Below are 24,084 nucleotides of genomic sequence, written 5' to 3' on the forward strand. Positions count from 1 at the left end.
TCGTGAGGAAGAACATGCTGCGGCTGTGGAGGCGGACAGGTCCGCTGCTGAGGATCGTGGCGGGCGTCGCCGTGCTCGGGGTGGCGACCGCGCTCGTGTGGTGGTTCGGCGTCCGCGACGCGTCCGCGTCCGACGCCGCAGGCCCGACCACCCGGACCGTCGCCGCGAGCCTGACGACGCTGCAGAAGTCGGTGAGCGCGAGCGGCACGATCGCCCCCGCGGTGCGCCAGGACGTGTCCTTCACCGTGAGTGGCACCGTCACGGCGGTCCCCGTCGCGACGGGCCAGACGGTCGCCGCGGGCCAGACGCTCGCGACGGTCGACACGCTGCAGCTCCAGGCCGACCTGCTCGAGGCCCGGGCGACGCTGGCGAAGGCGCAGGCCACGCTGTCGGACGCGACGGACGGCTCCGACGGCTCGACGAGCGCGAAGGCGCAGATCGCCGCCGCCCGGGCCCAGGTGGACGTGGCCGAGTCGAAGGTGGACGCCGCGCAGTCGGCGATGACGGGCTCGACGCTCACCGCCCCCGTCGCCGGCCTCCTCATCGAGGTGAACCTCGAGGTGGGCGACGCGGTGACCGGTTCGGGCGGCGGCAACGAGCCCGACCAGTCGGACGGCGACTCCGACACGTCCGGCCAGTTCGTCATCGTCGGCACGGACGCCTGGCAGGTGGAGGTCGACGTGTCCGACGCCGACGTCGCGAGCCTCCAGGTCGGCGACCAGGCGGAGGTCACGCCCGACGGCGCCACGGACCCGGTGTTCGGGACGATCGCGACCATCGGGCTGCTGTCGACGAGCACCGAGGGCGTCGCGGCCTATCCCGTGACGGTCGCCCTCACGCCGGGGCAGGAGGGCCTGCACGACGGCGTCGCCGCCGACGTCGAGCTCGTCTACCAGCGCCGGACCGACGTGCTCACGGTGCCGAGCCTCGCCGTGACCACCACGGACGGGACGTCGACCGTCACGAAGGTCGCGGCGGACGGCACGCAGAGCACGGCGGAGGTCACCGTCGGGGAGACGTCCGGGAACCTCACCGAGATCACCGCCGGCCTGGCCGAGGGCGACGAGGTGGTGCTCGCCGTGTTCACGCCGGGCGGCAACCGCTCCGGGCAGACGGGCGACGACGGGCCGCCGCAGCTGCAGGGCGGCTACGGGCCGCAGGGCGGCTTCCAGGGCGGCCCGCCCCAGGGCTCCACGCAGAGCTTCCAGGGCGGTCCGAACGATGGCTGACACGACGCCGGTCATCGACCTCAGGGCGGTCCGCAAGACCTACCGCACCGGCGCCCTCGAGTTCGAGGCGCTCCGCGGGGTCGACCTGCGCATCGACGCGGGCGAGTACGTCGCGGTCATGGGCCCTTCCGGCTCCGGCAAGTCGACCCTGATGAACATCCTCGGCTGCCTCGACACCCTCACCGGCGGGTCCTACCGGCTGGCAGGGGAGGACGTCGGCGAGCTCGACGAGATCGACCTCGCCGACATCCGCAACCGGCGCATCGGGTTCGTGTTCCAGCAGTTCCACCTGCTGCCGTCCCTGTCGTCCCTGCGCAACGTCGAGCTGCCCCTCGTGTACGGCCGGGTGACCGGCGTCGAGCGGCGGGCGCGAGCCACCGCGGCGCTCGAGCGGGTGGGGCTCGGCGACCGGCTCGACCACAGGCCGGGCGAGCTGTCCGGAGGCCAGCAGCAGCGCGCGGCCGTCGCGCGGGCGCTCGTGGGGGAGCCGGCCCTCCTCCTCGCGGACGAGCCGACGGGCAACCTCGACACGGCCTCGTCCCGCGAGGTCCTCGCCCTCTTCGACGAGCTGCACGCACAGGGCCGCACCATCGTGCTCATCACCCACGAGCCCGAGGTCGCCGACCGGGCGCAGCGCGTGGTCCGGGTGCGCGACGGGCTGGTCGTCGAGGATGCCGCCCACCGTCCTGCGGGGGTGCTCGCATGACCTGGACCGAGACGCTGCGGACCGGCTGGTCCGCCGTGCGTACCCACGGCCTGCGCTCCGCCCTCACGGTGCTCGGCATCCTCATCGGCATCGCCGCCGTGATCCTCACGGTCGGCCTCGGCCTCGGCACGCAGCGGGACGTGTCCGCGCAGATCAGCTCGCTGGGCAGCAACCTGCTCATCGTCCGGCCCGGCAGCAGCACCGACGCGTCCGGACTGCGGGGTGGCTTCGGCACCCGCACCACGCTGACCCGCGCCGACGCCGAGGCGCTGGCCTCCGACGTGAACACCCCCGACGTCGCCGCGGTGGCGCCCGAGAAGACCACCTCGGTGTCGCTGGAGGCCGGAGACACGAACTGGACCACCGAGGTGGTCGGCACCACGACGGAGTGGCTCGACGTCCGCGCCAGGACGCTCGCAGCCGGGAGGTTCTTCACGCAGCAGCAGGACGACGAGCGCGCCTACGTCGTGGTCCTCGGTCCCGAGACCGCCACCGAGCTGTTCGGCACCACCCGGGTGGTCGGCCAGACGGTGACGATCTCCGGCCACGACTTCCAGGTGGTCGGGGTGCTCGAGCCGCAGGGCGCCAGCGGCGACAGCGACCTCGACGACGTCGCGGTGGTGCCGCTCGGCACCGCGGCCGACACGCTCGTCGGCGGCCGGTCCCGCGAGGCCGTCTCCACTGTGTACCTGCAGGCCGAGTCGGACGACCAGCTCAGCGCCGCCTACCAGGAGGCCACGCAGACGTTGCTCAACCTGCACGGCATCACCGACGCCGGGAGCGCCGACTTCACCGTGAACAGCCAGGACGCGCTCGTGTCCACGGCAACCGCGGTCTACCGGACGCTCACCGTGCTGCTCACCGGCATCGCCGCGCTGTCGCTGCTGGTCGGCGGCATCGGGGTCATGAACATCATGCTCGTGTCCGTCACCGAGCGGACCCGCGAGATCGGCCTGCGCAAGGCCCTCGGCGCCCCGCCGTGGGCGATCCGCCGCCAGTTCCTCGTCGAGGCGGGCGTGCTCGGCCTCGGCGGCGGGATCCTCGGCGCCGCGCTCGGCATCGTCGCGGCCCAGGTGCTGCCCGGGCTGCTCGGTGCGTCGGTCGTGGTGTCCGTCGCCGCCGTCGTCGGCTCGGTCGTCGTCGCCGTCGCCATCGGCCTGGTGTTCGGCGTGTACCCCGCCACGCGGGCCGCCCGGCTCGCTCCCATCGATGCGCTCCGGGCCGAGTGACGTGCCCGGCCACGACCCCGTCAAGGAGAACCCCGTGAACCTCCCGTCGACCACGCGCCGCCCGGCCCTCGCGCTCGCGCTGCCCACCCTCGCCACCGTCGGCGTGCTCCTGCTCGCCGCCTGCTCCTCGGGGGGTGCCACCACCGCGGCCCCGCAAGGCAGCGAGGTGGACGCCCAGGCACCGCAGGACGGCCGGCACGGCGGTGGTGGAGGCACGAGTGGCGAGATCGTCGCGGTGGACGGCGCCGTGATGCAGCTGCGCGGCGACGGCTCCCAGACCACGGTGACCTGGACCGACGCCACCACCATCACGCGCACGGTCACGGCGGCGCTCACGGACGTCGCGGTCGGGTCGTGCGTCACGGCGACCTCCGCGTCGACCGGCGACGACGCGGAGTCGTCCACGAGCTCCTCGGACCCGGTGAGCACCGTGCGCATCACCGCGGCCGACGACCAGGGCGCATGCGCGTTCGACGGGTCCCGCGGCGGTCCGGGCGGGGGTCCGGGTGGGGGTCCGGGCGGCGGCCCGGGCACCGGCCCCCGGGGCGGCGCGCAGGACGACCTGCCGCAGGGCCCCGGGCCCACCGACCGGCCCGACGGTGCGCCCACCGACCTGCCGTCCGGTGCTCCTGGCTTCGTCGGGGGCCCCGGTGGCTTCTCGTCCGGAAAGGTGACGGCCGTGGACGGCAGCACCATCACGATCGAGCGGACCGCCCCGCAGGGCCTCGACCCGGACGGCAGCACCTCCGCGCCGGCCGACGGGGGCGCCACCAGCACGGTGACCGTCACCGTGGACGACACCACCGCGTACACCCGGGACGTCCCGTCGGACGCGTCGGCGATCGCGGTCGGGCTGTGCGCGGTGGCTCGCGGTGAGGCGGACGACAGCGGCAAGGTGACCGCGAGCGCCCTCGTGCTCTCCGAGAAGGGCACCGACGGCTGCAGCACGGGCTTCATGGCGCGCGGCGAGCGGCCGGACGCGGGCGCCGGCGGACCGGGCGGCACCGACGGCTCCGGCGGATCGGGGGGCTCGGGGGGCTCGGGGGGTTCGGGGGGTTCGGGGGGTTCGGGGGGCTCTGGCGGCTCCGGCGGCTCCGGCGGCAGCGAGACCCACGGCGGCACCGATGTCTGACGCACGGGTGACCACGGCACGGGTCGCCGCCGACGACCGCCCGTCGCCCTCCGCGCGCCGCCGGGCCCACCGCCGCCGGGTCATGGTGCTCACCGCGGCCGGCGGCGTCGTCCTCCTGGCGGCCGGCGGGGGCGTCGCGCTGGCGGTCGAGAGCTCCGGCCCGGACCGGTACCGCACGGCCGAGGTCACCCGCGACGCGGTCACCCAGACGATCTACGCCACCGGCACCGTGTCCTCCGCCACGCGCCGTGACCTCACGTTCTCCGTGGCGGGCACCGTCGACACCGTCGCGGTCGAGGTCGGCGACGCCGTCACCGCCGGCCAGACGGTCGCCACCCTCGACAGGACCTCGGTGCAGGACGCTGTCGACGCCGCGTCCTCCGCGCTCGCCGACGCCCAGCAGCGGCTCGAGGACGACCTGGAGTCGCAGACGTCCAGCTCGTCCTCCTCGTCGAGCACTCCCGACTCGTCCGCCGACTCGTCCGCCGACTCGTCGACCGGGTCGGACGACTCGTCGGCGCCGCCCCCGACGGACGACCAGCCGTCCGGCGGCTCGGACACCACCGACCCGCGGGTCGCTGCTGCGGTCGCGGCGGTCCAGCGGGCGCAGCAGGACCTGCTCGCCCAGTACGCGGCCACCTCGTCCGCGCTGGAGTCGAGCAGCGCGAGCGTGACGTCCGCCCAGGCGACGTGCGCGGCGTTCCTGGCCGTCGTCGGCGACGGTGCCGACCCTGCTCCCACCTCCAGCCCGACGCCCACCCCGACGGACGTCCCGCCCACCCCGACGGACGTCCCGACCACCCCGACCGATGTGCCGGCGGACCACCCGACCGATCCGGCCACCGATCCGCAGACCGGTCCGGCCGACGACCAGGCAGACGACCAGGCAGACGGTCCGACGACCGACCCGGCGACCGACCCGTCCACGGCCGTCAGGCAGGCGCTGACCGACTGCCAGGCCGCAGTGAGCGGCACCCTCGACTCCCAGCGGGCCACCGACGCGGAGCAGCGGGCGCTCCTCGGGCTCGCCACGGCACTCGACGAGGCGGTGAAGACCCTCCAGAGGGCCCAGGCCGCGTCGACCGGCCATACCACCGCAGACCCGTCGGCCCCGAGCACCCCGACCCCGGAACCGTCGACGCCGGACCCGTCGACCCCGGACTCCTCCTCGAGCGCCCCCACGTCGAGCGAGACGACCACCGCCGCGGACGAGTCGTCGCAGGACCACGAGGGCGCGGACTCGTCGAGCCCGGCGTCGGCGGCGACGGTCCTCGCGGACCGGGCGGCGGTCGACCTGGCGGAGGCGGACGTCGCGGTCGCGCAGCACAGGCTCACGTTCGTCACGCTGACGAGCCCCGTGACGGGGACCGTGGCGGCAGTCTCGGTCGCCCCGGGCGCTTCCGTCGACGGGTCGTCCACGACGGCGGCCGTCACGGTGCTCGGCACGGACGGCCACACGGTGACGACGACGGTGCCGCTCACGGGCGTGGAGGTCGTCCAGGTCGGCCAGCCGGCGACGGTCACCACGCCGACCACCGACGAGATCCTCACGGCGACGGTCACGAGCATCGGGCTGCTGGACGAGTCGGACACGTCCGAGCCGTCGTACGCGGTGGAGCTCGCGCTCGACCCGACGGCGGAGACCCTGTACGACGACGCGTCCGCGCAGGTCACCATCACGGTGGCGGGCGGTGCCGACGTGCTGACGGTGCCGACGTCGGCGGTGCACGTCGACGGGACGGTCGCGACCGTCCAGGTGCTCGAGGGCGGCACCCCCACGAGCGTCACGGTCGAGCGCGGCGCGGTCGGCGCGGAGCGTACGGAGATCGTCTCCGGTGTGTCCCTGGGCGACGAGGTGGTCCTCGCCGACACGGCTCAGACCATCGACGAGGGTGGGTCGAGCGCCGACGGCGGACTGTCGGGACTCGGCGACGACGGAGGCGCGGGGACGGTCGTCGACGGCGGGTTCGGGCCGCCCGGCGGCGCCGTCCCCGGCCAGCTCACGGGCCCGGACGGCGGGACCGCAGGGGGAGGCGGCGGCGGTCGGTAGGCTCGCGGCGTCGCCGTCGGCCGGCGGCGCGACGGGAGGACCACGATGACCGACCAGACACCCGGCACCCCGAGGGTCGCGGTGCTCGGTGGGGGCGTGATGGGCGAGACGCTCCTCGCGGCGCTGCTGACCGCGGGCTGGGCGCCGGAGCAGGTGGAGGTCACCGAGCAGTCGTCCGCCCGTGCCGACGTGCTCGCCGAGCGCTACGCGGTCCGCACCGGCGCGTCGAACCGTGACGCCGCCGGCCGGGCGGACGTGGTGCTGGTGGCCGTGAAGCCGAACGTCGTCGCGTCGGTGCTCGACGAGATCGCGCCCGTGCTCGGGGCCGGGGAGCTCGTGGTGAGCGTGGCGGCCGGGCTGCCGGTCTCGGCGTACGAGAGCCGGCTCCCGGCGGGCACCCCGGTGGTCCGCGTCATGCCGAACACCCCCGCCGTGGTCGGCAAGGGCGCGAGCGCGGTCGCGGGCGGAGCGCACGCGTCGGAGGTGCACCTGGCCCTCGTCGAGCGGATGCTCGCGGCGACGGGCCTCGTGGTCCGGGTGGCCGAGAAGGACCTCGACGCGGTCACCGCGATCTCGGGCTCCGGCCCGGCGTACGCGTTCTACCTGATCGACGCGATGGCCGAGGCCGGCGTCCTGCTGGGGCTGACGCGTGACCTCGCGACGAGGCTCGCCGTGGCCACGGTCGAGGGCTCGGCTGCGCTCGCGGCCCAGTCCGGGGACCATCCGGTGGTGCTCCGCGAACGGGTCTCGTCACCCGGCGGCACCACGGTCGCGGCGGTGCGCGAGCTCGACGCGCACGGGGTCCGGGCCGGCGTCGTGGCGGCGGCGCAGGCGGCGCGGGACCGCTCGCGCGAGCTCGGCGCGCAGTACGCCGGCTGACGACGATGAACACCCCGGTGCGACCTCCGGCCATGAGCGACGTCGCTCAGCTGGCCGGTGTCTCCCACCAGACGGTCTCCCGCGTGCTCAACGACCACCCGAGCGTCCGCCCGGAGACCCGCGACCGGGTCAACGACGCGATCGTGCGCCTCGGGTACCGCCGCAACAGCGCCGCCCGGGCGCTCGTCACCCGCCGGTCGGGCACGCTCGGCGTCGTCACGCCCGCCACGGCGCTGTACGGGCCGACCAGCACCCTCGTGGGTCTGGAGGAGGCCGCCCGGGTGGTCGGCTGGTACGTGTCCGTGGCGACGATCCGGCAGTTCGACGGCGAGACGATGCACGCCGCGGTCGAGCACTTCCTCGGGCAGGGCGTCGACGGCATCGCGATCATCGCGCCCACCACCGAGGTCGCCCAGGCCATCGCGGCGATCGCGTCGCCGGCGCCCGTGGTGCTCATCTCGTCGGCGTCGGACGTGCCACCCGTCCCGCACCTGCACGCCGTCGGGGTCGACCAGCGGCACGGCGCGCGCCTCGCCACCCAGCACCTGCTCGACCAGGGCCACTCCGCCGTGGTCCACGTCGCCGGCCCGCAGGACTGGTTCGACGCCCAGGACCGGCTCGCCGGGTGGCGGGAGGTGTCCGGCTCGGGCGCGCCCGAGCACGTCGAGGCGGGCTGGGACGCGGCCGACGGGTACGAGCTGGGGCTGCGGATGGTCCGCGACGGGCTGCCGTCGGCGATCTTCGCCGCGAACGACCAGCTCGCGCTGGGACTGCTGCACGCGTTCTGGGAGCACGGCGTGCGGGTGCCGCACGACGTCGCGGTGGTCGGCTTCGACGACGAGGTCGGGGCGGCGCACTACACGCCGCCGTTGACGACGGTCCGGCAGGACTTCGGGGCGCTCGGTCGCCTGGCGGTGCGTTCGCTCGAGGCGGCGCTCGCCGGGACGGACGTCGCCCGGCAGCAGATCCCCGCGGAGCTCGTGGTGCGCGCCAGCTCGGTGTCCGCGGCCGAGCGCTGAGGGCCACTCCCCAGCCGGCCGCTGCCCGGCGACGCCGCGCCGACCGCGGCGCGCGCCCGATGCCCACGGGGCGCGCAGGTTCGCGACGATCGGCGCGCGTCGCCCGGCAGGGGGCGACACGTCCATCCGGGTGGCATGGGCCGTGGAGTCGTCCGAACGGCCGGTACCTTGGGCGCGGGCGTGCCGCCGCCGACATGATGGAGGTCCCACATGGACCTCCTCGAGGTCCTGGACGCCCGGGTTGATGTGAGCGCTAACATTGCCCCGGCCGCCGGCGTCCGCCGCGCGGCCGGTGAACGTCCGCCGTCCTCCTCGGGCTCGCTGGTCCCGAGGAGCCCCACGCCGCACGCCGGCGACGAAGGAGCCGTGACATGGCCGACCGCCCCGCCCGCGCCCGCGCGGCGATCACCGCGGGTGAGACGACCCTGGGCATCGAGCTCGGCTCGACGCGCATCAAGGCGTGCCTCATCGGCCCTGACGGCGTCCCGATCGCGTCCGGCAGCCACGACTGGGAGAACCAGTTCGTCGACCGCACGTGGACCTACTCGCTGGACGCCGTCTGGGCAGGCCTGCAGGACTGTGTCGCGTCGCTGCTCGCCGACGTCGAGCAGCAGTACGGCGTCCCCCTCACCACGCTCCGCTCCCTCGGCGTCTCGGCCATGATGCACGGCTACCTCGCGTTCGATGCCGGCGGCGAGCTGCTCGTGCCGTTCCGCACCTGGCGCAACACCACCACCGAGCGCGCCGCCACGGAGCTCACCGAGCTGCTCGGCCACAACATCCCCCAGCGCTGGTCGATCGCGCACCTGTACCAGGCGGTCCTCGACGACGAGCCGCACGTGCCGCAGGTCGACGCGATCACGACGCTCGCCGGGTACGTCCACTGGCGGCTCACCGGGCGTCGCGTCCTGGGCGTCGGTGACGCGTCGGGCGTGTTCCCCGTGGATCCGGCCACCCGGAGCTACGACCGCGCGATGGTGGACACGTTCGACGCGCTGGTCGCGGACCGCCACCCGGGCCTGCGGCTCGACACCGTGCTCCCCGAGGTCCTCGTCGCCGGCCGGCAGGCCGGACGGCTGACCGGCGAAGGTGCTGCGCTGCTCGACCCCACGGGCACCCTGCGGCCGGGCGCGGCGCTGTGCCCCCCCGAGGGCGACGCCGGCACGGGCATGGTGGCCACCGGCTCGGTCACGCCGCGCACGGGCAACATCAGCGTCGGGACCAGCATCTTCGCGATGGTGGTGCTGGAGAAGCCGCTGCAGCGGGTGCACACCGAGATCGACCTCGTCACCACGCCCGCCGGCGACCTGGTCGCGATGGTGCACTGCAACAACGGCGCCAGCGAGCTCGGGGCCTGGGCGGAGGTGTTCCGGCAGTTCACCGTGGCACTCGGCAGCCCTGTCGACAGCGACACCGTGTTCGGCACGCTGCTGCGCGAGGCGCTCGCGGGTGACTCCGACGGCGGCGGCCTGGTCTCCTACAACTACCTGTCGGGGGAGCCCATCACCGGGCTGACCGAAGGGCGGCCGCTGTTCGTCCGGACGCCGGACAGCCGCCTGACGCTCGCCAACTTCGTCCGCAGCCAGGTGTACGGCGCGTTCGGCACGCTGAGCCTCGGCATGCGGATCCTGGCCGCGGAGGGCGTCGAGGTCGACTCCCTGTTCGCGCACGGTGGCCTGTTCCGCACCGCCGGCGTCGCCCAGCGGCTGCTGGCCGCCGCGGTCGGCGCTCCTGTGGCCGTCGGCCGGACCGCGGGTGAGGGGGGTGCCTGGGGCATCGCGCTGCTGGCCGCCTATCTCGACGTCTCGGGTGGGCACGGCCTCGGTGAGTACCTCGGCACGCAGGTGTTCAGCGACGCGATGCTCGACGTCGAGAAGCCCGACGCGGACGACGTCCGAGGCTTCACCGCCTACCTCGAGCGGTACGCCGCGGGGCTGGCGGTCGAGCGGGCCGCCACCGAGGCGCTCTGACGGCGCTCACGCCGCCCTGGTCGCACGCCGAGCCGCACACCGTCCGGCCCGTCGCCGCGCCCCGGACGGCGTGCAGAGCACCACAGGACAGCCCCGGACGGCATGGACAGCACCACAGGAGAGAGGGACGAGATGACGAGGACGCTGGACGACTACCCGAGCAGCGTGCGCGCGGCGGTCGCGAGCACGCGGGAGGTCGTCGCGCGTCTGCACGCCGAGCTGCCGCGCTGGGGCCTGGTCGTGTGGACCGCGGGCAACGTGTCGCAGCGCGTCCTGGTCGACCCCGCCGGTGGCCCTGGCCAGGACGACCTGCTCGTCATCAAGCCGTCGGGCGTCACGTACGACGAGCTCACGCCCGACGCGATGGTCGTCTGCGACCTCGACGGCCGCCTCGTCGACGGCGACCGTTCGCCCTCGTCGGACACCGCCGCCCATGCCTACGTCTACACGCACCTGGCCGAGGTCGGCGGTGTGGTGCACACGCACTCGACGTACGCGACGGCCTGGGCGGCCCGTGCCGAGCCCGTCCCGTGCGTGCTGACGATGATGGCCGACGAGTTCGGCGGCGAGATCCCGGTCGGCCCCTTCGCGCTCATCGGTGACGACTCGATCGGCCGCGGCATCGTCGAGACGCTGCGCGACTCGCGCAGCCCGGCCGTGCTCATGCGCAACCACGGCCCGTTCACCATCGGCCCGGACGCCAAGGCCGCCGTCAAGGCCGCCGTCATGGTCGAGGAGGTCGCGCGCACGGTGCACATCTCCCGCCAGCTGGGCGAGCCGCTGCCCATCGAGCCCGCCCAGATCGACTCGCTCTACGCTCGCTACCAGCACGTCTACGGCCAGAACCAGGAGCCCACCCGATGACCAAGCCCTACGCCGACCGCGAGATCTGGTTCCTCACCGGGAGCCAAGGGCTCTACGGCGAGGACACGTTGCGCCAGGTCGCCGCGCAGTCCCAGGAGGTCGCCCGACTGCTCGACGCGTCGTCGGACCTCCCCGCGAAGGTCGTCTGGAAGCCGGTCCTGAAGGACTCCGCCGCCATCCGACGTGCCGCGCTCGACGCCAACGCGGACGACTCCGTGATCGGCGTGATCGTGTGGATGCACACGTTCTCGCCGGCGAAGATGTGGATCGCCGGCCTGGACGCGCTCCGCACGCCGCTGCTGCACCTGCACACGCAGGCCGACGTCGAGCTGCCGTGGGACAGCATCGACATGGACTTCATGAACCTCAACCAGGCCGCGCACGGCGACCGCGAGTTCGGCTACCTCGCCACCCGGCTCGGCACGTCCCGCAAGACGGTCGTCGGCCACGCGTCGAACCCGGCGGTCACCGCGTCGATCGGCACCTGGGTGCGGGCGTGCGCGGGCTGGGCCGCGACCCACGACCTGGTGCTCGCCCGGTTCGGCGACAACATGCGCAACGTCGCCGTCACCGAGGGCGACAAGACCGAGGCCGAGCTGCGGTTCGGCGTCTCCGTCAACACGTGGGGCGTCAACGACCTGGTCGCGGCCGTCGCGGACGTCACGGACGCCGACGTCGACGCGCTCGTCGCCGAGTACGAGGACCTGTACGACGTCGTCCCCGCGCTCCGCCGCGGAGGGGACCGGCACGACGCCCTCCGCTACGGAGCCCGGCAGGAGATCGCGCTGCGGACGTTCCTCGAGTCCGTCGGCGCCCAGGCGTTCACGACGAACTTCGAGGACCTCGGCGACCTCCGCCAGCTCCCCGGCCTCGCCGTGCAGCGCCTCATGGCGGACGGCTACGGCTTCGGCGCGGAGGGCGACTGGAAGACGGCCCTGCTGGTCCGGGCCGCGAAGGTGATGGGGAAGGGCCTCCCCGGGGGCGCCTCGCTCATGGAGGACTACACCTACGACCTCACGCCCGGCGACGAACGCATCCTCGGCGCGCACATGCTGGAGATCTGCCCCACGCTCACCACGTCGAGGCCCGCCCTGGAGATCCACCCGCTCGGCATCGGCGGCAAGGAGGACCCGGTCCGCCTGGTGTTCTCCGCCGACCCGGGCACCGGTGTGGTCGTCTCGCTCGCCGACATGCGCGACCGCTTCCGGCTCACCGCCAACGTCGTCGACGTGGTCCCGCCCACCGAGGCCCTCCCGAACCTGCCCGTCGCGCGCGCCGTCTGGCAGCCGCGTCCCGACTTCCGCACGTCCGCCGAGGCCTGGCTCACGGCCGGGGGATCGCACCACACGGTGCTCACCACCGCGGTCGGCGTCGAGGCGTTCGAGGACTTCGCGGAGATCGCCCGCACCGAGCTGCTGGTCATCGACGAGTCGACGACCCGTCGCGCGTTCCGCGAGCAGGTCCGCTGGAACCAGGCCTACTACCGCTTGGCCCAGGGCCTCTAGACCCGTCGTCACCGGGGAGGGCCGGGCCCGACGGCCGTACCCGTCGGGCCCGGTCGTGACGACGCCGGCGACGCCGACGGCTCCCGGCGGGCCGGCCGTCCGGCCGCCCGGCTTCCCGGCGGTCGGCCACCGGTCGTCGAACCTCGAACGTCGAACGTCGAACGTCGAACCTCGAACGAGACCAACATCTGGGTCGACCGGACGTCTGCCGTCGGCCCTGATGGTGGTCTCGCCCGGGTTGTGGGATGTCGGTTGGTTAGGTTGACCGCATGCTCCCGGACGTCGCGACCCTGGCCGCCGAGCTGCGTGCCGCCGGCTGCGTCTTCGCCGAGGACGAGGCGGCCCTGCTGGTCGAGGCCGCGGCGTCGCGCGAGGACCTGGAAGCCAGGGTCGCCCGGCGGGTGGCCGGCGAGCCGCTGGAGCAGATCGTCGGCTGGGCGGAGTTCTGCGGGCTGCGGGTCCTCGTCGAGCCCACGGTGTTCGTCCCGCGTCGACGCACGGGGCTGGTCGTCCGTGAGGCGGCGAGCCGGGTGGACGCGGGTGGGGTCCTCGTCGACCTGTGCTGCGGCACGGGGGCGGTCGGGCTGGCCGTCGCGGCCCGCGTCCCGGGCGTCGAACTGCACGCCGCGGACGTCGACCCCGCCGCCGTCCGCTGCGCACGTCGCAACGTCGGGCCGGTCGGCGGGTGCGTCCACGAGGGGAACCTCGACGCACCGCTGCCGGCGGAGCTACGCGGTCGGGTGGACGTGATCACGGCCAACGCGCCGTACGTGCCGACCGCCGAGGTCGCGTTCATGCCGTCGGAGGCGCGCGACCACGAGGCGCGTGTGGCGCTCGACGGCGGCGGCGACGGGCTCGACCTGCACCGGCGCATCGCCGCGCTCGCCCCCGGGTGGCTGCGTCCGGGAGGGCATCTGCTCGTCGAGACGAGCGAGCGGCAGGCCGCTCGGACCCTCGACGCGTTCGCGCGGCACGGCCTGGCGGCGCACGTGGTCGTGGACGCGGACCTGGACGCGACCGTCGTGATCGGCACGTGGCACGGCCAGGTCTGACGACCTCGTCGACGGCCGGCAACGACCGGCCGGGTGGAGGGCCCGACAGTCGAGCCGGATCGCACCGGTGGCCGCTACCCGTCCGCCGCGACGGCGAGCGCCCACCGCACCAGCGGCACCTGCAACGGCACCCGCGCCCACGCGAGGACAGGGTGCCGCATCGCCGGTGGCCGCGCGCCGGGGTCCGAGCGGACGGCCATCGTGACGTTGCCCGGCAGCACGGCCACCAGGAGCGCGGCGGAGGCGTACCCGCCGAGCCGCCGGGTCGCCGGGACCGCGACGGCGGCGGCGCACGCGAGCTCGGCGATCCCGCTGCCGAGCACCCACGGCCGGGGCGGACCGAGCCGGTGGGGGATGAGCGGTGCGTACGCCTGCGGCCGGACGAGGTGGAGGACGCCTGATCCGCCCAGCAGCAGGGCCAGGCCGAGGGCGGAGGCGTGGCGCCGGGCCGCAGGGGTGTGCACGCCTCACCCTAGGCCGGGTGCGACGGTCGCGCCTCGGCCTGGCCCGCGAGGTGCCCCATGGCCCGCGGGTCGCGGTGCCGGGACCGACCGTGACCGGAATGCAACACACGAACCGGTGCGGATCACCAGATGTGAGCGCTAACATCGGGCCGTTCCACCAAGACTGTCAACGTCTCCACAGCTCGGTCCCCGGCCCCCGGGGAGCACGACGCGTGCCGTCCGGTGTGGGACGGCGACGCGGCAGGATGCGCTCTCAAGGAGGAGAAGCATGGTCAGCAGGACACTCAGGACGCGGGCGATCGCCGCGACCGTCGCAGCGCTCGCCCTCGGCCTCGCCGCCTGCAGCAGCAGCGGTGGCAGCGGCGACGGCTCCACCGACGCGGCGGGCGACGGCGGCGGCAGCGGCGACCTCATCACCGTCGGCTTCTCACAGGTCGGTGCCGAGAGCGGCTGGCGTGCCGCCAACACGAAGTCGATCCAGGACACGCTCACCAAGGACGCCGGGTTCGACCTCAAGTTCTCCGACGCGCAGCAGAAGCAGGAGAACCAGATCCAGGCGATCCGCTCCTACATCGCCCAGGGCGTCGACTACATCGCGTTCTCGCCGGTCGTGGAGTCCGGCTGGGACGGCGTGCTCGAGGAGGCCAAGCAGGCGAACATCCCGGTGATCCTCACCGACCGGGCCGTGGACAGCGAGGACACCTCCCTGTACAAGACGTTCATCGGCTCGGACTTCGTCGAGGAGGGCAAGCGGATCGGCGAGTGGGTCAACGACAACGTCGCCACCCAGCCGACGAACGTCGTCGAGCTCCAGGGCACCACGGGCTCCGCACCGGCCATCGACCGCAAGCAGGGCTTCGAGGACGCCACCAAGAGCAACGCGAACGTCAAGCTCCTCGACTCGCAGACGGGCGACTTCACGCGGGCCGGCGGCAAGACGGTCATGGAGGGCTTCCTGACGAAGTACCCCGACATCAACCTCGTCTACGCGCACAACGACGACATGGCCCTCGGCGCGATCGAGGCTATCGAGGCCGCCGGCAAGAAGCCGGGCACCGACATCAAGATCGTCTCGATCGACGGCGTCAAGGACGGCATGACGGCGCTGTCGGAGGGCAAGATCAACTACATCGTCGAGTGCAACCCGCTCCTGGGCCCTGACCTCGCCGACATCATCAACACCCTGCACGGTGGCGGGACCGTCGAGCCGCGCATCGTCACGCACGACGACGCGTTCGACCAGGCCGCGGCCACGGCGGCACTGCCCACGCGGCAGTACTGACGCAAGCCCGCCTCCGGGGTGCTGACCGTGGCGAGCGGTCAGCACCCCGGAGGTGTCCCTCCGGTCCGGACGAGAGGTCGACGATGACCATCACCCCCACCGCCGTCCCCGCGGACCCGCCCGCGGGCCCCGCAGATCCGCCCGACGGACCCGACCGCTCGCCGGTCGTCGTGATGTCGGGCATCACGGTCACGTTCCCGGGCGTGAAGGCGCTCGACGGCGTCGACCTGCGCCTGTTCCCCGGTGAGGTGCACGCCCTCATGGGAGAGAACGGCGCCGGCAAGTCCACCCTCATCAAGGCGCTCACCGGCGTGTACGCGATCGACGCGGGCCGGATCGTCGTCGACGGCACCGACCGCACGTTCGCCGGTCCGGCCCAGGCCCAGCTGGCCGGGATCAGCACCGTGTACCAAGAGGTCAACCTGTGCGACAACCTCTCGGTCGCCGAGAACGTCATGCTCGGCCACGAGGTGCGCCGCGCCGGGCTGGTGGACTTCCGGGCCACCCGCCGGGCGGCGCGCGAGCACCTGCGCGCGCTCAACCTCGACATCGATCCGGCGTCGACGCTGTCCTCGCACTCGCTGGCCGTCCAGCAGCTCGTCGCGATCTGCCGCGCGATCGTCGTGGACGCTCGCGTGCTCATCCTCGACGAGCCCACGTCCAGCCTCGACGCGGCCGAGGTGGCGCGCCTGTTCGCGGTGGTCCGCGACCTGCGCGACCGCGGTGTGGCGATCCTGTTCGTGTCGCACTTCCTCGAGCAGGTGTACGCGATCAGCGACCGCATGACGGTGCTGCGCAACGGCACGCTCGTGGGCGAGTACCGCACGGCCGACCTGCCGCGGGTCGAGCTCGTGCAGAAGATGATCGGCCGTTCCCTGGAGGTGCTCGAGCAGCTCGAGGAGGCGCCGAAGCGGGTCGTCGCCGAGCGCGGGGACGTCCAGCCGTACGTCCAGGCCCTCGGCCTCGGCCGCAAGGGGTCGATCGAGCCGTTCGACCTCGAGGTCTATCCCGGCGAGGTCGTCGGGCTGGCGGGCCTGCTGGGCTCCGGGCGCACCGAGCTCGCGCGCCTGCTGTACGGCGCGGACCGGTCGGACGTCGGCGAGCTGCGCGTCGAGGGGCAGCCGACGAAGCTGCGCACCCCCCGCTCGGCCCTGGCCCGGCGGATCGTCTACTCCTCGGAGAGCCGCAAGACCGAGGGCATCATCGGCGACCTCACCGTGCGCGAGAACATCGTGCTCGGCCTGCAGGCGGAGCGCGGCTGGCTGCGCCGGATCCCGCAGCGCAAGGCGGACGAGGTCGTGGCGCAGTACGTCGAGCAGCTCGGGATCCGGCCGGCGAACCCGGACGCGATCGCGGGCAACCTCTCCGGAGGCAACCAGCAGAAGGTGCTGCTGGCCAGGTGGCTCGCCACCCAGCCGCGCCTCCTGCTGCTCGACGAGCCGACGCGCGGCATCGACGTCGGGGCGAAGGCCGAGATCCAGCGGCTCGTCGCCGAGCTCGCGGAGCAGGGCATGGCCGTCGTGTTCATCTCGGCGGAGCTCGAGGAGGTGCTGCGGCTGTCGCACCGGATCGCGGTGCTCCGGGACCGGCGCAAGATCGGCGAGCTCATCAACGGGGACGACGTCACGACCGACGACGTCGTCGACCTCATCGCGAGCGGAGGGCAGGACGCATGAACCTCGGTGCGATCGCACGTCACCGGCTGTTCTGGCCGCTGGTCGCCCTCGCCGTCCTGCTGGTCGCGAGCGCGCTCAAGTCCCCCTCCTTCCTGGACCTCACGGTGCTCGACGGCCACCTGTTCGGAGGCCCTGTCGACATCCTGCGTCGGTCGTCGGTGCTGCTCCTGGTCGCCCTCGGCATGACCCTCGTCATCGCGACGCGCGGCATCGACCTGTCGGTCGGCGCCGTCATGGCCATCGCGGGGGCCGTCGCGCTCACGCAGATCGCCGCGTCGCCCGACCCCGGCGCCCTGAGCACCGTGGTCGTGGCCATGCTGACCGCCGTCGCGGTCGCCCTCGCGATCGGCGTCTTCAACGGGTTCCTCGTGGCGGTGGTCGGCATCCAGCCGATCGTCGCGACGCTCATCTTCATGACGGCCGGCCGGGGTATCGCCATGCTCATCACGGGCGGGCAGATCACCACGGTGACGAGCCCGCCGTACAAGACGCTCGCGTCCGGCTACTGGCTGGGCCTGCCGGTCGCGGCGCTCATCGCCGCGTTCGTGTTCGCCGTGACGGCGCTCCTCACGCGCCGCACCGCGCTCGGCGTCCTCATCGAGTCCGTGGGCATCAACCCGTCGGCGTCCCGCCTCGCGGGAGTCCGGGCCAGGACGATCATCTGGACCGTCTACGTCATCTGCGCCCTGTTCGCGTGCCTCGCGGGCTTCATCCGCAGCTCGGACATCATGGCGGCCGACTCGAACAACGTGGGGCTGTTCATCGAGCTCGACGCGATCCTCGCGGTCGTCATCGGCGGCACGTCGCTGGCGGGCGGGAAGTTCTCGCTCACGGGCACGCTGATCGGCAGCCTGGTCATCACCACGCTCACCCTGTCCATCACGATCCTCGGTATCCCCGTGAACGCCGTGTCCCTGTTCAAGGCCCTCGTGGTCATCGCCGTGTGCCTGCTGCAGTCGCCCGTGGTGCAGCGCAGGATGCGCAGCCGGCGACGTCCCGTGGCGCCCGTCCCCGTGGAGGTACCGGCCTGATGGCGACCGACCAGCTCACGCCCACCCGGTCCTCCGGCACCTCCGCCCCGGAGCCGGCTCCCCGGTGGCGGCTCGACGCGCGCTACCAGCCCGTGCTGGGCACCGGGGTGGTGCTCGCGGTGATGCTCGCCGTCGGCGGCTCCCGGTACGAGAACTTCCTCACCGGCCGCATCATGGCGAACCTGCTCATCAACAACTCGTTCCTCGTGGTCCTCGCGGTGGGCATGACGTTCGTCATCCTCACCGGCGGCATCGACCTGTCCGTCGGCGCCGTCGTCGCGCTGTCCGGGTGCATCTCCGCGTGGATGTTCACGCACGGGTGGTCGGCCGCCGTCACCCTCCCGGTGTGCGTGCTCGTCGGCACGCTCATCGGTCTCGCGGTCGGCGTCATGGTGCACGTCTTCGAGATCCAGCCCTTCATCGCGACGCTCGCCGCGATGTTCCTGGCCCGTGGCCTCTGCTACCTCGTCGCCCCCGAGTCCATCCCGATCACGGACCCGACCATCGTGAAGCTGTCGCAGACGCGGTGGGGCACGGCCGACGGCCTGGTGGTGACGCCGAGCGGGCTCATCGCGCTGGCCGTCGTCGCGGTCGCGTTCGTCGTGCTGCACTACACGCGGTTCGGTCGCACGGTGTACGCGATCGGCGGCAACGAGCAGTCCGCGCGGCTGATGGGCCTGCCGGTGGCACGGACCAAGGTGCTCGTGTACGTCATCAGCGGCACCTGCGCCGGCCTCGGGGGGCTGCTGTTCGCGATCTTCTCCCGGTCCGGCTACTCCCTGACGGGCGTCGGCATGGAGCTCGACGCGATCGCGGCGGTCGTCATCGGCGGCACGCTGCTCACCGGCGGCACCGGGTTCGTCCTCGGGTCGGTGCTGGGGGTCGCGGTGCTCGGGCTCATCCAGACGATCATCACGTTCCAGGGCACCCTGAGCTCCTGGTGGACCAAGATCGTCATCGGCGGGCTGCTGCTCGTGTTCGTCGTGCTGCAGCGCCTCCTGGTGCTACGACGGCGATGAGCTGACGTCGACGGCGGCCCCGGCAGACGTCCGGGGCCGCCGTCGGCCGCGCTCAGGGCCGCGCCGCGAACCGTTCCAGCAGCTCGGCGTGACCGGACACGATGATGAGGTCGCTCGCCGAGATGCGTGTCGCCGGCGTGGCGTAGACGAACTCGACGCCGGGGCTCTTGACCCCGATGACGGTCACCCCGTAGCGCTGCCGGATGTTCGACTGCGCGAGCGTGAACCCCTGGATCTCCTTCGGCGGCCGCATCTTCACGACGGTGAACCCGTCCTCGACCTCGATGTAGTCGAGCAGCTTGCCGGACACCAGGTGCGCCACCCGCGACCCGGCGTCGGCCTCGGGCAGCACCACGTGGTGCGCGCCGATCCGCTGCAGGATCCGCGCGTGCTCGGAGCTGATGGCCTTCGCCCAGATCTGGGGCACGCCGATGTCCACGAGGTTGCCGGTGATGAGCACGGACGCCTCGAGGTAGGACCCGACACCGACCACGGCGACGGGGAACTCCCGCGCGCCGAGCTGCTCGAGCGCCTCGGGGTTGGTGGCGTCGGCCTCGACGAGCGCGATCCGCCCGGCCCACTGGGCGACCAGGTCGGGGCTGCGCTCCACGGCCAGCACGTCCTGGCCCAGCCGGTCGAGCGTCGCAGCGATGGCCGAGCCGAACCGGCCGAGGCCGATCACGAGCACGCCGCTGTCCTTCTTGGGGGTGCGCGGCGCGTTGTGCGTGCCGCTCGAGTCGCGCAGGCTCTCAGCCAATGATCGGCCTCTCCTCGGGGTACCGGATGACCCGACGACGGTTGCGCAGCGCGAGCGCGGCGGCGAGCGTCATCGTGCCGGTCCGGCCGGTGAACATCAGGACGGTGAGCACGTACTTCGCGGGGGTCGGCAGCTCGGCGGTCAGGCCGGTGGACAGGCCGCACGTGCCGAACGCGGAGATCACCTCGAACAGGATGCGGTCGAGGGTGTCGCCCGTCATCGCCAGCAGGAGGAGCGACGAGATCAGCACCATCGTGGCCGAGATGAGCGAGACGGCGATGGCGACCTGCAGCGCCTCACGGGGGACCCGCCGCCCGTAGGCCTCGACGTCGCGGTCGCCACGCGACTCGGCGACGATGGCGAGGAGCATGACGGCGAGCGTCGTGACCTTGATGCCGCCGGCCGTGGAGGCCGAGCCGCCGCCCACGAACATGAGCGCGTCCATGAGCAGCCAGGTGCTCTCGTGCATGTCGCCGATGTTCACCGTCGAGAAGCCGCCGGACCGCGGCATCACGCCGGCGAACAGCGAGGCGAGCGTGGTCGCGCTGGCGTCGAGCGGCGCGAACGTGAGCGCATTGGTCCACTCGAAGGCGGCGACGAGCACGGACCCGGCCACGACGAGCGCGATGCTCGTGGTGATCGTCAGCTTCGAGTGCAGGCTCCAGCGGCGCGCCTCCCGCAGGCGCCGGCCCACGTTGAGGATCACGGGAAACCCGAGGGAGCCCACGAACACGCCGACGATGATCGGCAGGAGCACCCACCAGTCCGACTTGTAGGGCGCCAGGCCGTCGAGGGTCGGCACGAAGCCGGCGTTGTTGAACGACGAGATCGCGTAGAACACGGCCTGCCACGCGGACGAGCCCCAGCTCTGCCCGTCGAGGCGGAACCGGGGGAACAGGATGACGGCGATCGTGACCTCGAGCACCAGGGACGTGACGATGACCGTGCGGACCAGGGACCCCACCTCGCCGAGGCGGGTGGTCTTGGTCTCCGACGAGACCAGCAGCCTCTGCGTGAGGCCGATCCGCCGGGACACGGCCATGCCGAGCAGCGAGGCCAGCGTCATGACGCCGAGGCCGCCGATCTGGATGGCGACCAGGATGACGACCAGCCCCCACGACGACCAGTACGACCCCGTCGGCACGGTGATCAGGCCGGTCACGGTGGTGGCGGACGTGGCGGTGAAGAGGGCGTCGATGAAGGGCGCCCGTGTCCCCTGCGACGTCGCCCACGGCGCGGACAGGAGCACCGTGATGATCCCGATGACGCCGCCGAACACTCCGATGGCGAGCCGTGCGGGCGACTGCCTGGCGAGCCGGTCCACCAGCTCGCGGGCATGCCAGCCGACGCCTGGGCCACCGCGCGCCATCACACCTCCATCGACCGGCCGGCCTCGCCGGACGGGACAACTCTGACACGCCGGTCGCACGGGTTCGACACCGTCGTCCAGGTGTCGGATCGACAGCGCTGCCGGTCGGGTGCCACGGTGGGCGCATGACGTCGCCGGGGGAGCGCAGCTCGACGCTGCCCGTGCGCGTGGTGTGGTCCCCGGAGATGCTCGGCTACGACTTCGGCCACGGTCATCCCATGACCTCCGAGCGGCTGGACCTCACGATGCGGCTCGCCCGTGCGCTGGGCCTGCTCGACCACCCGGACGTGGAGCTGCACGGGGCCGGCCCCGCGACCGACGCGCTGCTGGCGACGGTCCACCAGCCGGAGTACGTCGCCGCCGTGCACGCCGCCGCGGACCACGGCACGCCCGACCTGTCGCGCGGCCTGGGCACGAGCGACGACCCCGTGTTCCCGCACATGCACGAGGCGGCGGCCCGGGTGGTGCAGGGATCGGTCGACTCGGCGCTGGCCGTCTGGGAGGGACGCGCGGAGCACGCGGTGAACATCGCCGGCGGGCTGCACCACGCGATGCCCGGTGCGGCCTCGGGGTTCTGCGTCTACAACGACGCGGCGGTCGCGATCCGCGCCCTCCTCGACGCGGGCGCGGAGCGGGTGGCGTACGTCGACGTGGACGCGCACCACGGTGACGGCGTGCAGACGGTGTTCTGGGACGAGCCGCGCGTGCTCACCGTCTCCGTGCACGAGACCGGGCAGGCACTGTTCCCGGGGACGGGGCACGCGGGGGAGACGGGTGGTCCGGGCGCTCCCGGCGCGGCCGTGAACGTGCCCCTGCCGTCCGGGACCGGCGACGCCGGCTGGCTGCGGGCGATCGACGCCGTCGTCCCGGCGGTGCTGCGTGCGTTCGCGCCGGACGTCGTCGTCTCGCAGCACGGCTGCGACACCCACACGATGGACCCGCTCACGCACCTGCGGATGTCGGTGGACGGCCAGCGCGCGGCCGCGACGCTGCTGCACGACCTCGCGCACGAGGTCGCCGCCGGCCGGTGGGTCGCACTGGGCGGCGGCGGGTACGCGGTGCTCGACGTGGTGCCCCGGTCGTGGGCCCATCTGCTCGGCGTCGCCACGCACCGGCCCGTCCCCCTCGGCACCGAGGTACCCGAGACGTACCGCGACCTCGTCCGTGACCGGTACGGGCGGCAGGGGCCGGACCGCATGACCGACGGCCGTGACCCCGTCTTCAGCCCGTGGTCCGCCGGCTACGACCCGGCCAGCGACGTCGACCGCGCCATCCGAGCTGCGCGCGTCGCCGCCTTTCCCGCCCTCGGCCTGGATGCCGACCACGACTGAGGGGCACGCCGCCCCGGTCCGGAGGCGGACGGTCGCGCGTGACAGGATCGCGTCATGCCCTGGCCGGTCACCACGTCACGCACCGTCTACGAGAACCGGTGGATCCAGGTGGTCGAGGACACCGTCGTCCGGCCCGACGGCGGGACCGGTCCGTACGGCGTCGTCACCGTCCGCCACCCGGCGGTCTTCGTGGTCGCGCTGACCCCTGACGACGAGATCCTGCTCGTGACGGTCGACCGGCACACCGTCGGCACGTCGGTCGAGGTGCCGGCCGGCGGCACGGACGGCGAGGACCCCGAGGTCGCCGCCCGGCGCGAGCTGCTCGAGGAGACGGGGTACACCGCCTCGTCCTGGCAGGTCGTGGGGACGATGACCGCGCTCAACGGCATCTGCCGCGCGCCGGAGACCGTGTTCCTCGCCCGGGACCTGGTGCTCGTCGGCGGCGACGAGGGCGGCGCTCGTGCCGAGGAGGGCATCACCGCGGTCCGCGCCGTCCCGGTCGCCGAGGTCCTGGCGCTCGTCCGGTCGGGCGGCATCACGGACGGTGAGACGGTCGCCGCCCTGATGTACGCCTTGCTGGAGCTCGGCCGGGTCGGTTGAGCAGCGGGCGCGGCGCTGCACGGACGCCACGGTCGTCAGGAGCCGGCGCGGGTGCGGGGCTGGTCGGGCGACGTCCCAGCAGTCCCCTCTTCCACACCAGTCCCAGGCGCCACTAGGGTGGTTCGGCACCCCGCTGTCGGGTGCGCGAGTCCGACGCGCCAGCCGGACAGGACGGATGAGCCGAGCGATGAGCGACCAGCCGGGCCGCACGCGATTCCTCACGGTCGTGGAGGTCGCCGACATCATGCGGGTGTCCAAGATGACCGTGTACCGGCTCGTGCACTCGGGCGAGCTGCCCGCGGTCCGTGTCGGCCGCTCGTTCCGCGTCCCGCAGGATGCGCTGGACCACTACCTCGCCACGTCGATGACCGTCGAGCCGCCCTCCACAGGCGAGCACAGACGCTCGTCGTGAGGCGCCTCGCGGGCGCCGCTGGGACGTCGTCCGGGCACCGCCAGGCGGTGCGGCGGCCGAGCGTCGCGGCCACGCCCGCCGATCGCGTAAGGTGGGGCCTCGGACTTTCTCCGTGCGTGGGCGACTCCGTCGAAGCTGCCAGTTCCCTGGCGATCGGCGCACCCGCGTCGATCGACCACCAGCAGGCAGGGCCCGTGACCGGGCCTCCACCGGAAGCGAGTTGAGGACCCATGGGTTCCGTCATCAAGAAGCGCCGCAAGCGGATGGCCAAGAAGAAGCACCGCAAGCTGCTGCGCAAGACGCGCCACCAGCGCCGCAACAAGAAGTGACCCGATCGGGCCCGGCTGATGCCGGGCCCGACGTGTCTCCGGCGACACGCCCCGCCGCGCCGACTGACCGGGCGCCGACAGACCGCGAGCCGATGACCGCGAGCCGATGACCGCGAGCCGATGACCGCGAGCCGACGGCCCACCCCCCGCAGGGACCGTCGTGCCCGGCGCGTGGGCGT

The 24,084-nt window shown here is 73.4% G+C and carries 22 protein-coding genes; 19 read left to right on the forward strand and 3 right to left on the reverse strand.

The window, feature by feature from the left end; genetic code table 11:
* Positions 1 to 2 precede the first annotated feature (2 nt).
* The 11 genes from ACVW07_RS16380 (at position 3) to ACVW07_RS16430 (ending at position 13,635) form a co-directional block, all read left to right on the forward strand.
* Positions 3 to 1,229: an efflux RND transporter periplasmic adaptor subunit gene (locus ACVW07_RS16380; protein WP_456820284.1), complete on the forward strand. Its 1,227-nt coding sequence runs from the start codon at positions 3 to 5 to the stop codon at positions 1,227 to 1,229.
* A complete protein-coding gene (locus ACVW07_RS16385) occupies positions 1,222 to 1,935 on the forward strand; it encodes an ABC transporter ATP-binding protein (protein ID WP_456820285.1) in 714 nt (237 codons plus the stop codon). Before ACVW07_RS16380 ends, ACVW07_RS16385 begins: the two co-directional genes overlap by 8 nt.
* The gene (locus tag ACVW07_RS16390) at positions 1,932 to 3,164 is read left to right on the forward strand and encodes an ABC transporter permease (protein WP_456820286.1); all 1,233 of its coding nucleotides are present in this window, start codon (positions 1,932 to 1,934) and stop codon (positions 3,162 to 3,164) included. The genes ACVW07_RS16385 and ACVW07_RS16390 overlap by 4 nt, the downstream gene beginning before the upstream one ends.
* A 34-nt stretch (positions 3,165 to 3,198) precedes the next feature.
* Positions 3,199 to 4,296, forward strand: coding sequence for a hypothetical protein (locus ACVW07_RS16395; RefSeq protein WP_456820287.1), 1,098 nt, complete (start codon positions 3,199 to 3,201; stop codon positions 4,294 to 4,296).
* The gene (locus ACVW07_RS16400; protein WP_456820288.1) at positions 4,289 to 6,346 is read left to right on the forward strand and encodes an HlyD family efflux transporter periplasmic adaptor subunit; all 2,058 of its coding nucleotides are present in this window, start codon (positions 4,289 to 4,291) and stop codon (positions 6,344 to 6,346) included. The genes ACVW07_RS16395 and ACVW07_RS16400 overlap by 8 nt, the downstream gene beginning before the upstream one ends.
* Before the next feature lie 45 nt (positions 6,347 to 6,391).
* Positions 6,392 to 7,225 carry a pyrroline-5-carboxylate reductase gene (gene proC / locus ACVW07_RS16405; RefSeq protein ID WP_456820289.1) on the forward strand — a complete coding sequence of 278 codons (834 nt, stop codon included), beginning with the start codon at positions 6,392 to 6,394 and terminating at the stop codon, positions 7,223 to 7,225.
* A gap of 32 nt (positions 7,226 to 7,257) precedes the next feature.
* Positions 7,258 to 8,244 (forward strand): LacI family DNA-binding transcriptional regulator, encoded by a 987-nt coding sequence (locus ACVW07_RS16410; RefSeq protein WP_456820290.1) that lies wholly within the window; start codon positions 7,258 to 7,260, stop codon positions 8,242 to 8,244.
* Positions 8,245 to 8,615: 371 nt separating this feature from the next.
* Positions 8,616 to 10,214, forward strand: a complete 1,599-nt coding sequence (locus ACVW07_RS16415; protein WP_456820291.1) for a xylulokinase — start codon at positions 8,616 to 8,618, stop codon at positions 10,212 to 10,214.
* Positions 10,215 to 10,346: 132 nt separating this feature from the next.
* Entirely contained in the window at positions 10,347 to 11,078 is a 732-nt protein-coding gene (locus ACVW07_RS16420; RefSeq protein WP_456820292.1) for an L-ribulose-5-phosphate 4-epimerase, read from the forward strand.
* Positions 11,075 to 12,583 carry an L-arabinose isomerase gene (gene araA / locus ACVW07_RS16425; protein ID WP_456820293.1) on the forward strand — a complete coding sequence of 503 codons (1,509 nt, stop codon included), beginning with the start codon at positions 11,075 to 11,077 and terminating at the stop codon, positions 12,581 to 12,583. Before ACVW07_RS16420 ends, araA begins: the two co-directional genes overlap by 4 nt.
* Before the next feature lie 269 nt (positions 12,584 to 12,852).
* Positions 12,853 to 13,635, forward strand: a complete 783-nt coding sequence (locus ACVW07_RS16430) for a putative protein N(5)-glutamine methyltransferase (RefSeq protein ID WP_456820294.1) — start codon at positions 12,853 to 12,855, stop codon at positions 13,633 to 13,635.
* Positions 13,636 to 13,709: 74 nt separating this feature from the next.
* Here the strand turns inward: ACVW07_RS16430 and ACVW07_RS16435 are convergent, their stop codons facing one another.
* Entirely contained in the window at positions 13,710 to 14,099 is a 390-nt protein-coding gene (locus ACVW07_RS16435; protein WP_456820295.1) for a DoxX family protein, read from the reverse strand.
* Between the two features lie 268 nt (positions 14,100 to 14,367).
* Between ACVW07_RS16435 and ACVW07_RS16440 the strand changes: the two genes are divergently transcribed.
* The 4 genes from ACVW07_RS16440 (at position 14,368) to yjfF (ending at position 19,107) form a co-directional block, all read left to right on the forward strand.
* The gene (locus ACVW07_RS16440) at positions 14,368 to 15,381 is read left to right on the forward strand and encodes an ABC transporter substrate-binding protein (protein WP_456820296.1); all 1,014 of its coding nucleotides are present in this window, start codon (positions 14,368 to 14,370) and stop codon (positions 15,379 to 15,381) included.
* 83 nt (positions 15,382 to 15,464) lie between these two features.
* Entirely contained in the window at positions 15,465 to 17,057 is a 1,593-nt protein-coding gene (locus ACVW07_RS16445) for a sugar ABC transporter ATP-binding protein (RefSeq protein WP_456820297.1), read from the forward strand.
* Positions 17,054 to 18,088: an ABC transporter permease gene (locus tag ACVW07_RS16450; protein ID WP_456820298.1), complete on the forward strand. Its 1,035-nt coding sequence runs from the start codon at positions 17,054 to 17,056 to the stop codon at positions 18,086 to 18,088. Before ACVW07_RS16445 ends, ACVW07_RS16450 begins: the two co-directional genes overlap by 4 nt.
* Positions 18,088 to 19,107, forward strand: coding sequence for a galactofuranose ABC transporter, permease protein YjfF (gene yjfF / locus ACVW07_RS16455; protein WP_456820299.1), 1,020 nt, complete (start codon positions 18,088 to 18,090; stop codon positions 19,105 to 19,107). The genes ACVW07_RS16450 and yjfF overlap by 1 nt, the downstream gene beginning before the upstream one ends.
* Before the next feature lie 52 nt (positions 19,108 to 19,159).
* Here the strand turns inward: yjfF and ACVW07_RS16460 are convergent, their stop codons facing one another.
* Positions 19,160 to 19,864, reverse strand: a complete 705-nt coding sequence (locus ACVW07_RS16460; protein ID WP_456820300.1) for a potassium channel family protein — start codon at positions 19,862 to 19,864, stop codon at positions 19,160 to 19,162.
* Positions 19,857 to 21,233, reverse strand: coding sequence for a TrkH family potassium uptake protein (locus tag ACVW07_RS16465; RefSeq protein ID WP_456820301.1), 1,377 nt, complete (start codon positions 21,231 to 21,233; stop codon positions 19,857 to 19,859). The genes ACVW07_RS16460 and ACVW07_RS16465 overlap by 8 nt, the downstream gene beginning before the upstream one ends.
* Before the next feature lie 125 nt (positions 21,234 to 21,358).
* On the opposite strand from ACVW07_RS16465, the gene ACVW07_RS16470 reads away from it, so the two are divergent.
* From ACVW07_RS16470 to ACVW07_RS16485, 4 genes are all read left to right on the forward strand, one after another.
* A complete protein-coding gene (locus ACVW07_RS16470; protein ID WP_456820302.1) occupies positions 21,359 to 22,564 on the forward strand; it encodes an acetoin utilization protein AcuC in 1,206 nt (401 codons plus the stop codon).
* Between the two features lie 54 nt (positions 22,565 to 22,618).
* Complete coding sequence (locus ACVW07_RS16475; protein WP_456820303.1) at positions 22,619 to 23,164, forward strand: NUDIX domain-containing protein; 546 nt, start codon at positions 22,619 to 22,621, stop codon at positions 23,162 to 23,164.
* Between the two features lie 187 nt (positions 23,165 to 23,351).
* Complete coding sequence (locus tag ACVW07_RS16480; RefSeq protein ID WP_456820304.1) at positions 23,352 to 23,576, forward strand: helix-turn-helix domain-containing protein; 225 nt, start codon at positions 23,352 to 23,354, stop codon at positions 23,574 to 23,576.
* Between the two features lie 230 nt (positions 23,577 to 23,806).
* Positions 23,807 to 23,905, forward strand: a complete 99-nt coding sequence (locus ACVW07_RS16485) for a 30S ribosomal protein bS22 (protein ID WP_003792170.1) — start codon at positions 23,807 to 23,809, stop codon at positions 23,903 to 23,905.
* Positions 23,906 to 24,084 lie beyond the last annotated feature (179 nt).

Source organism: Cellulomonas sp. URHB0016, assembly GCF_054057935.1.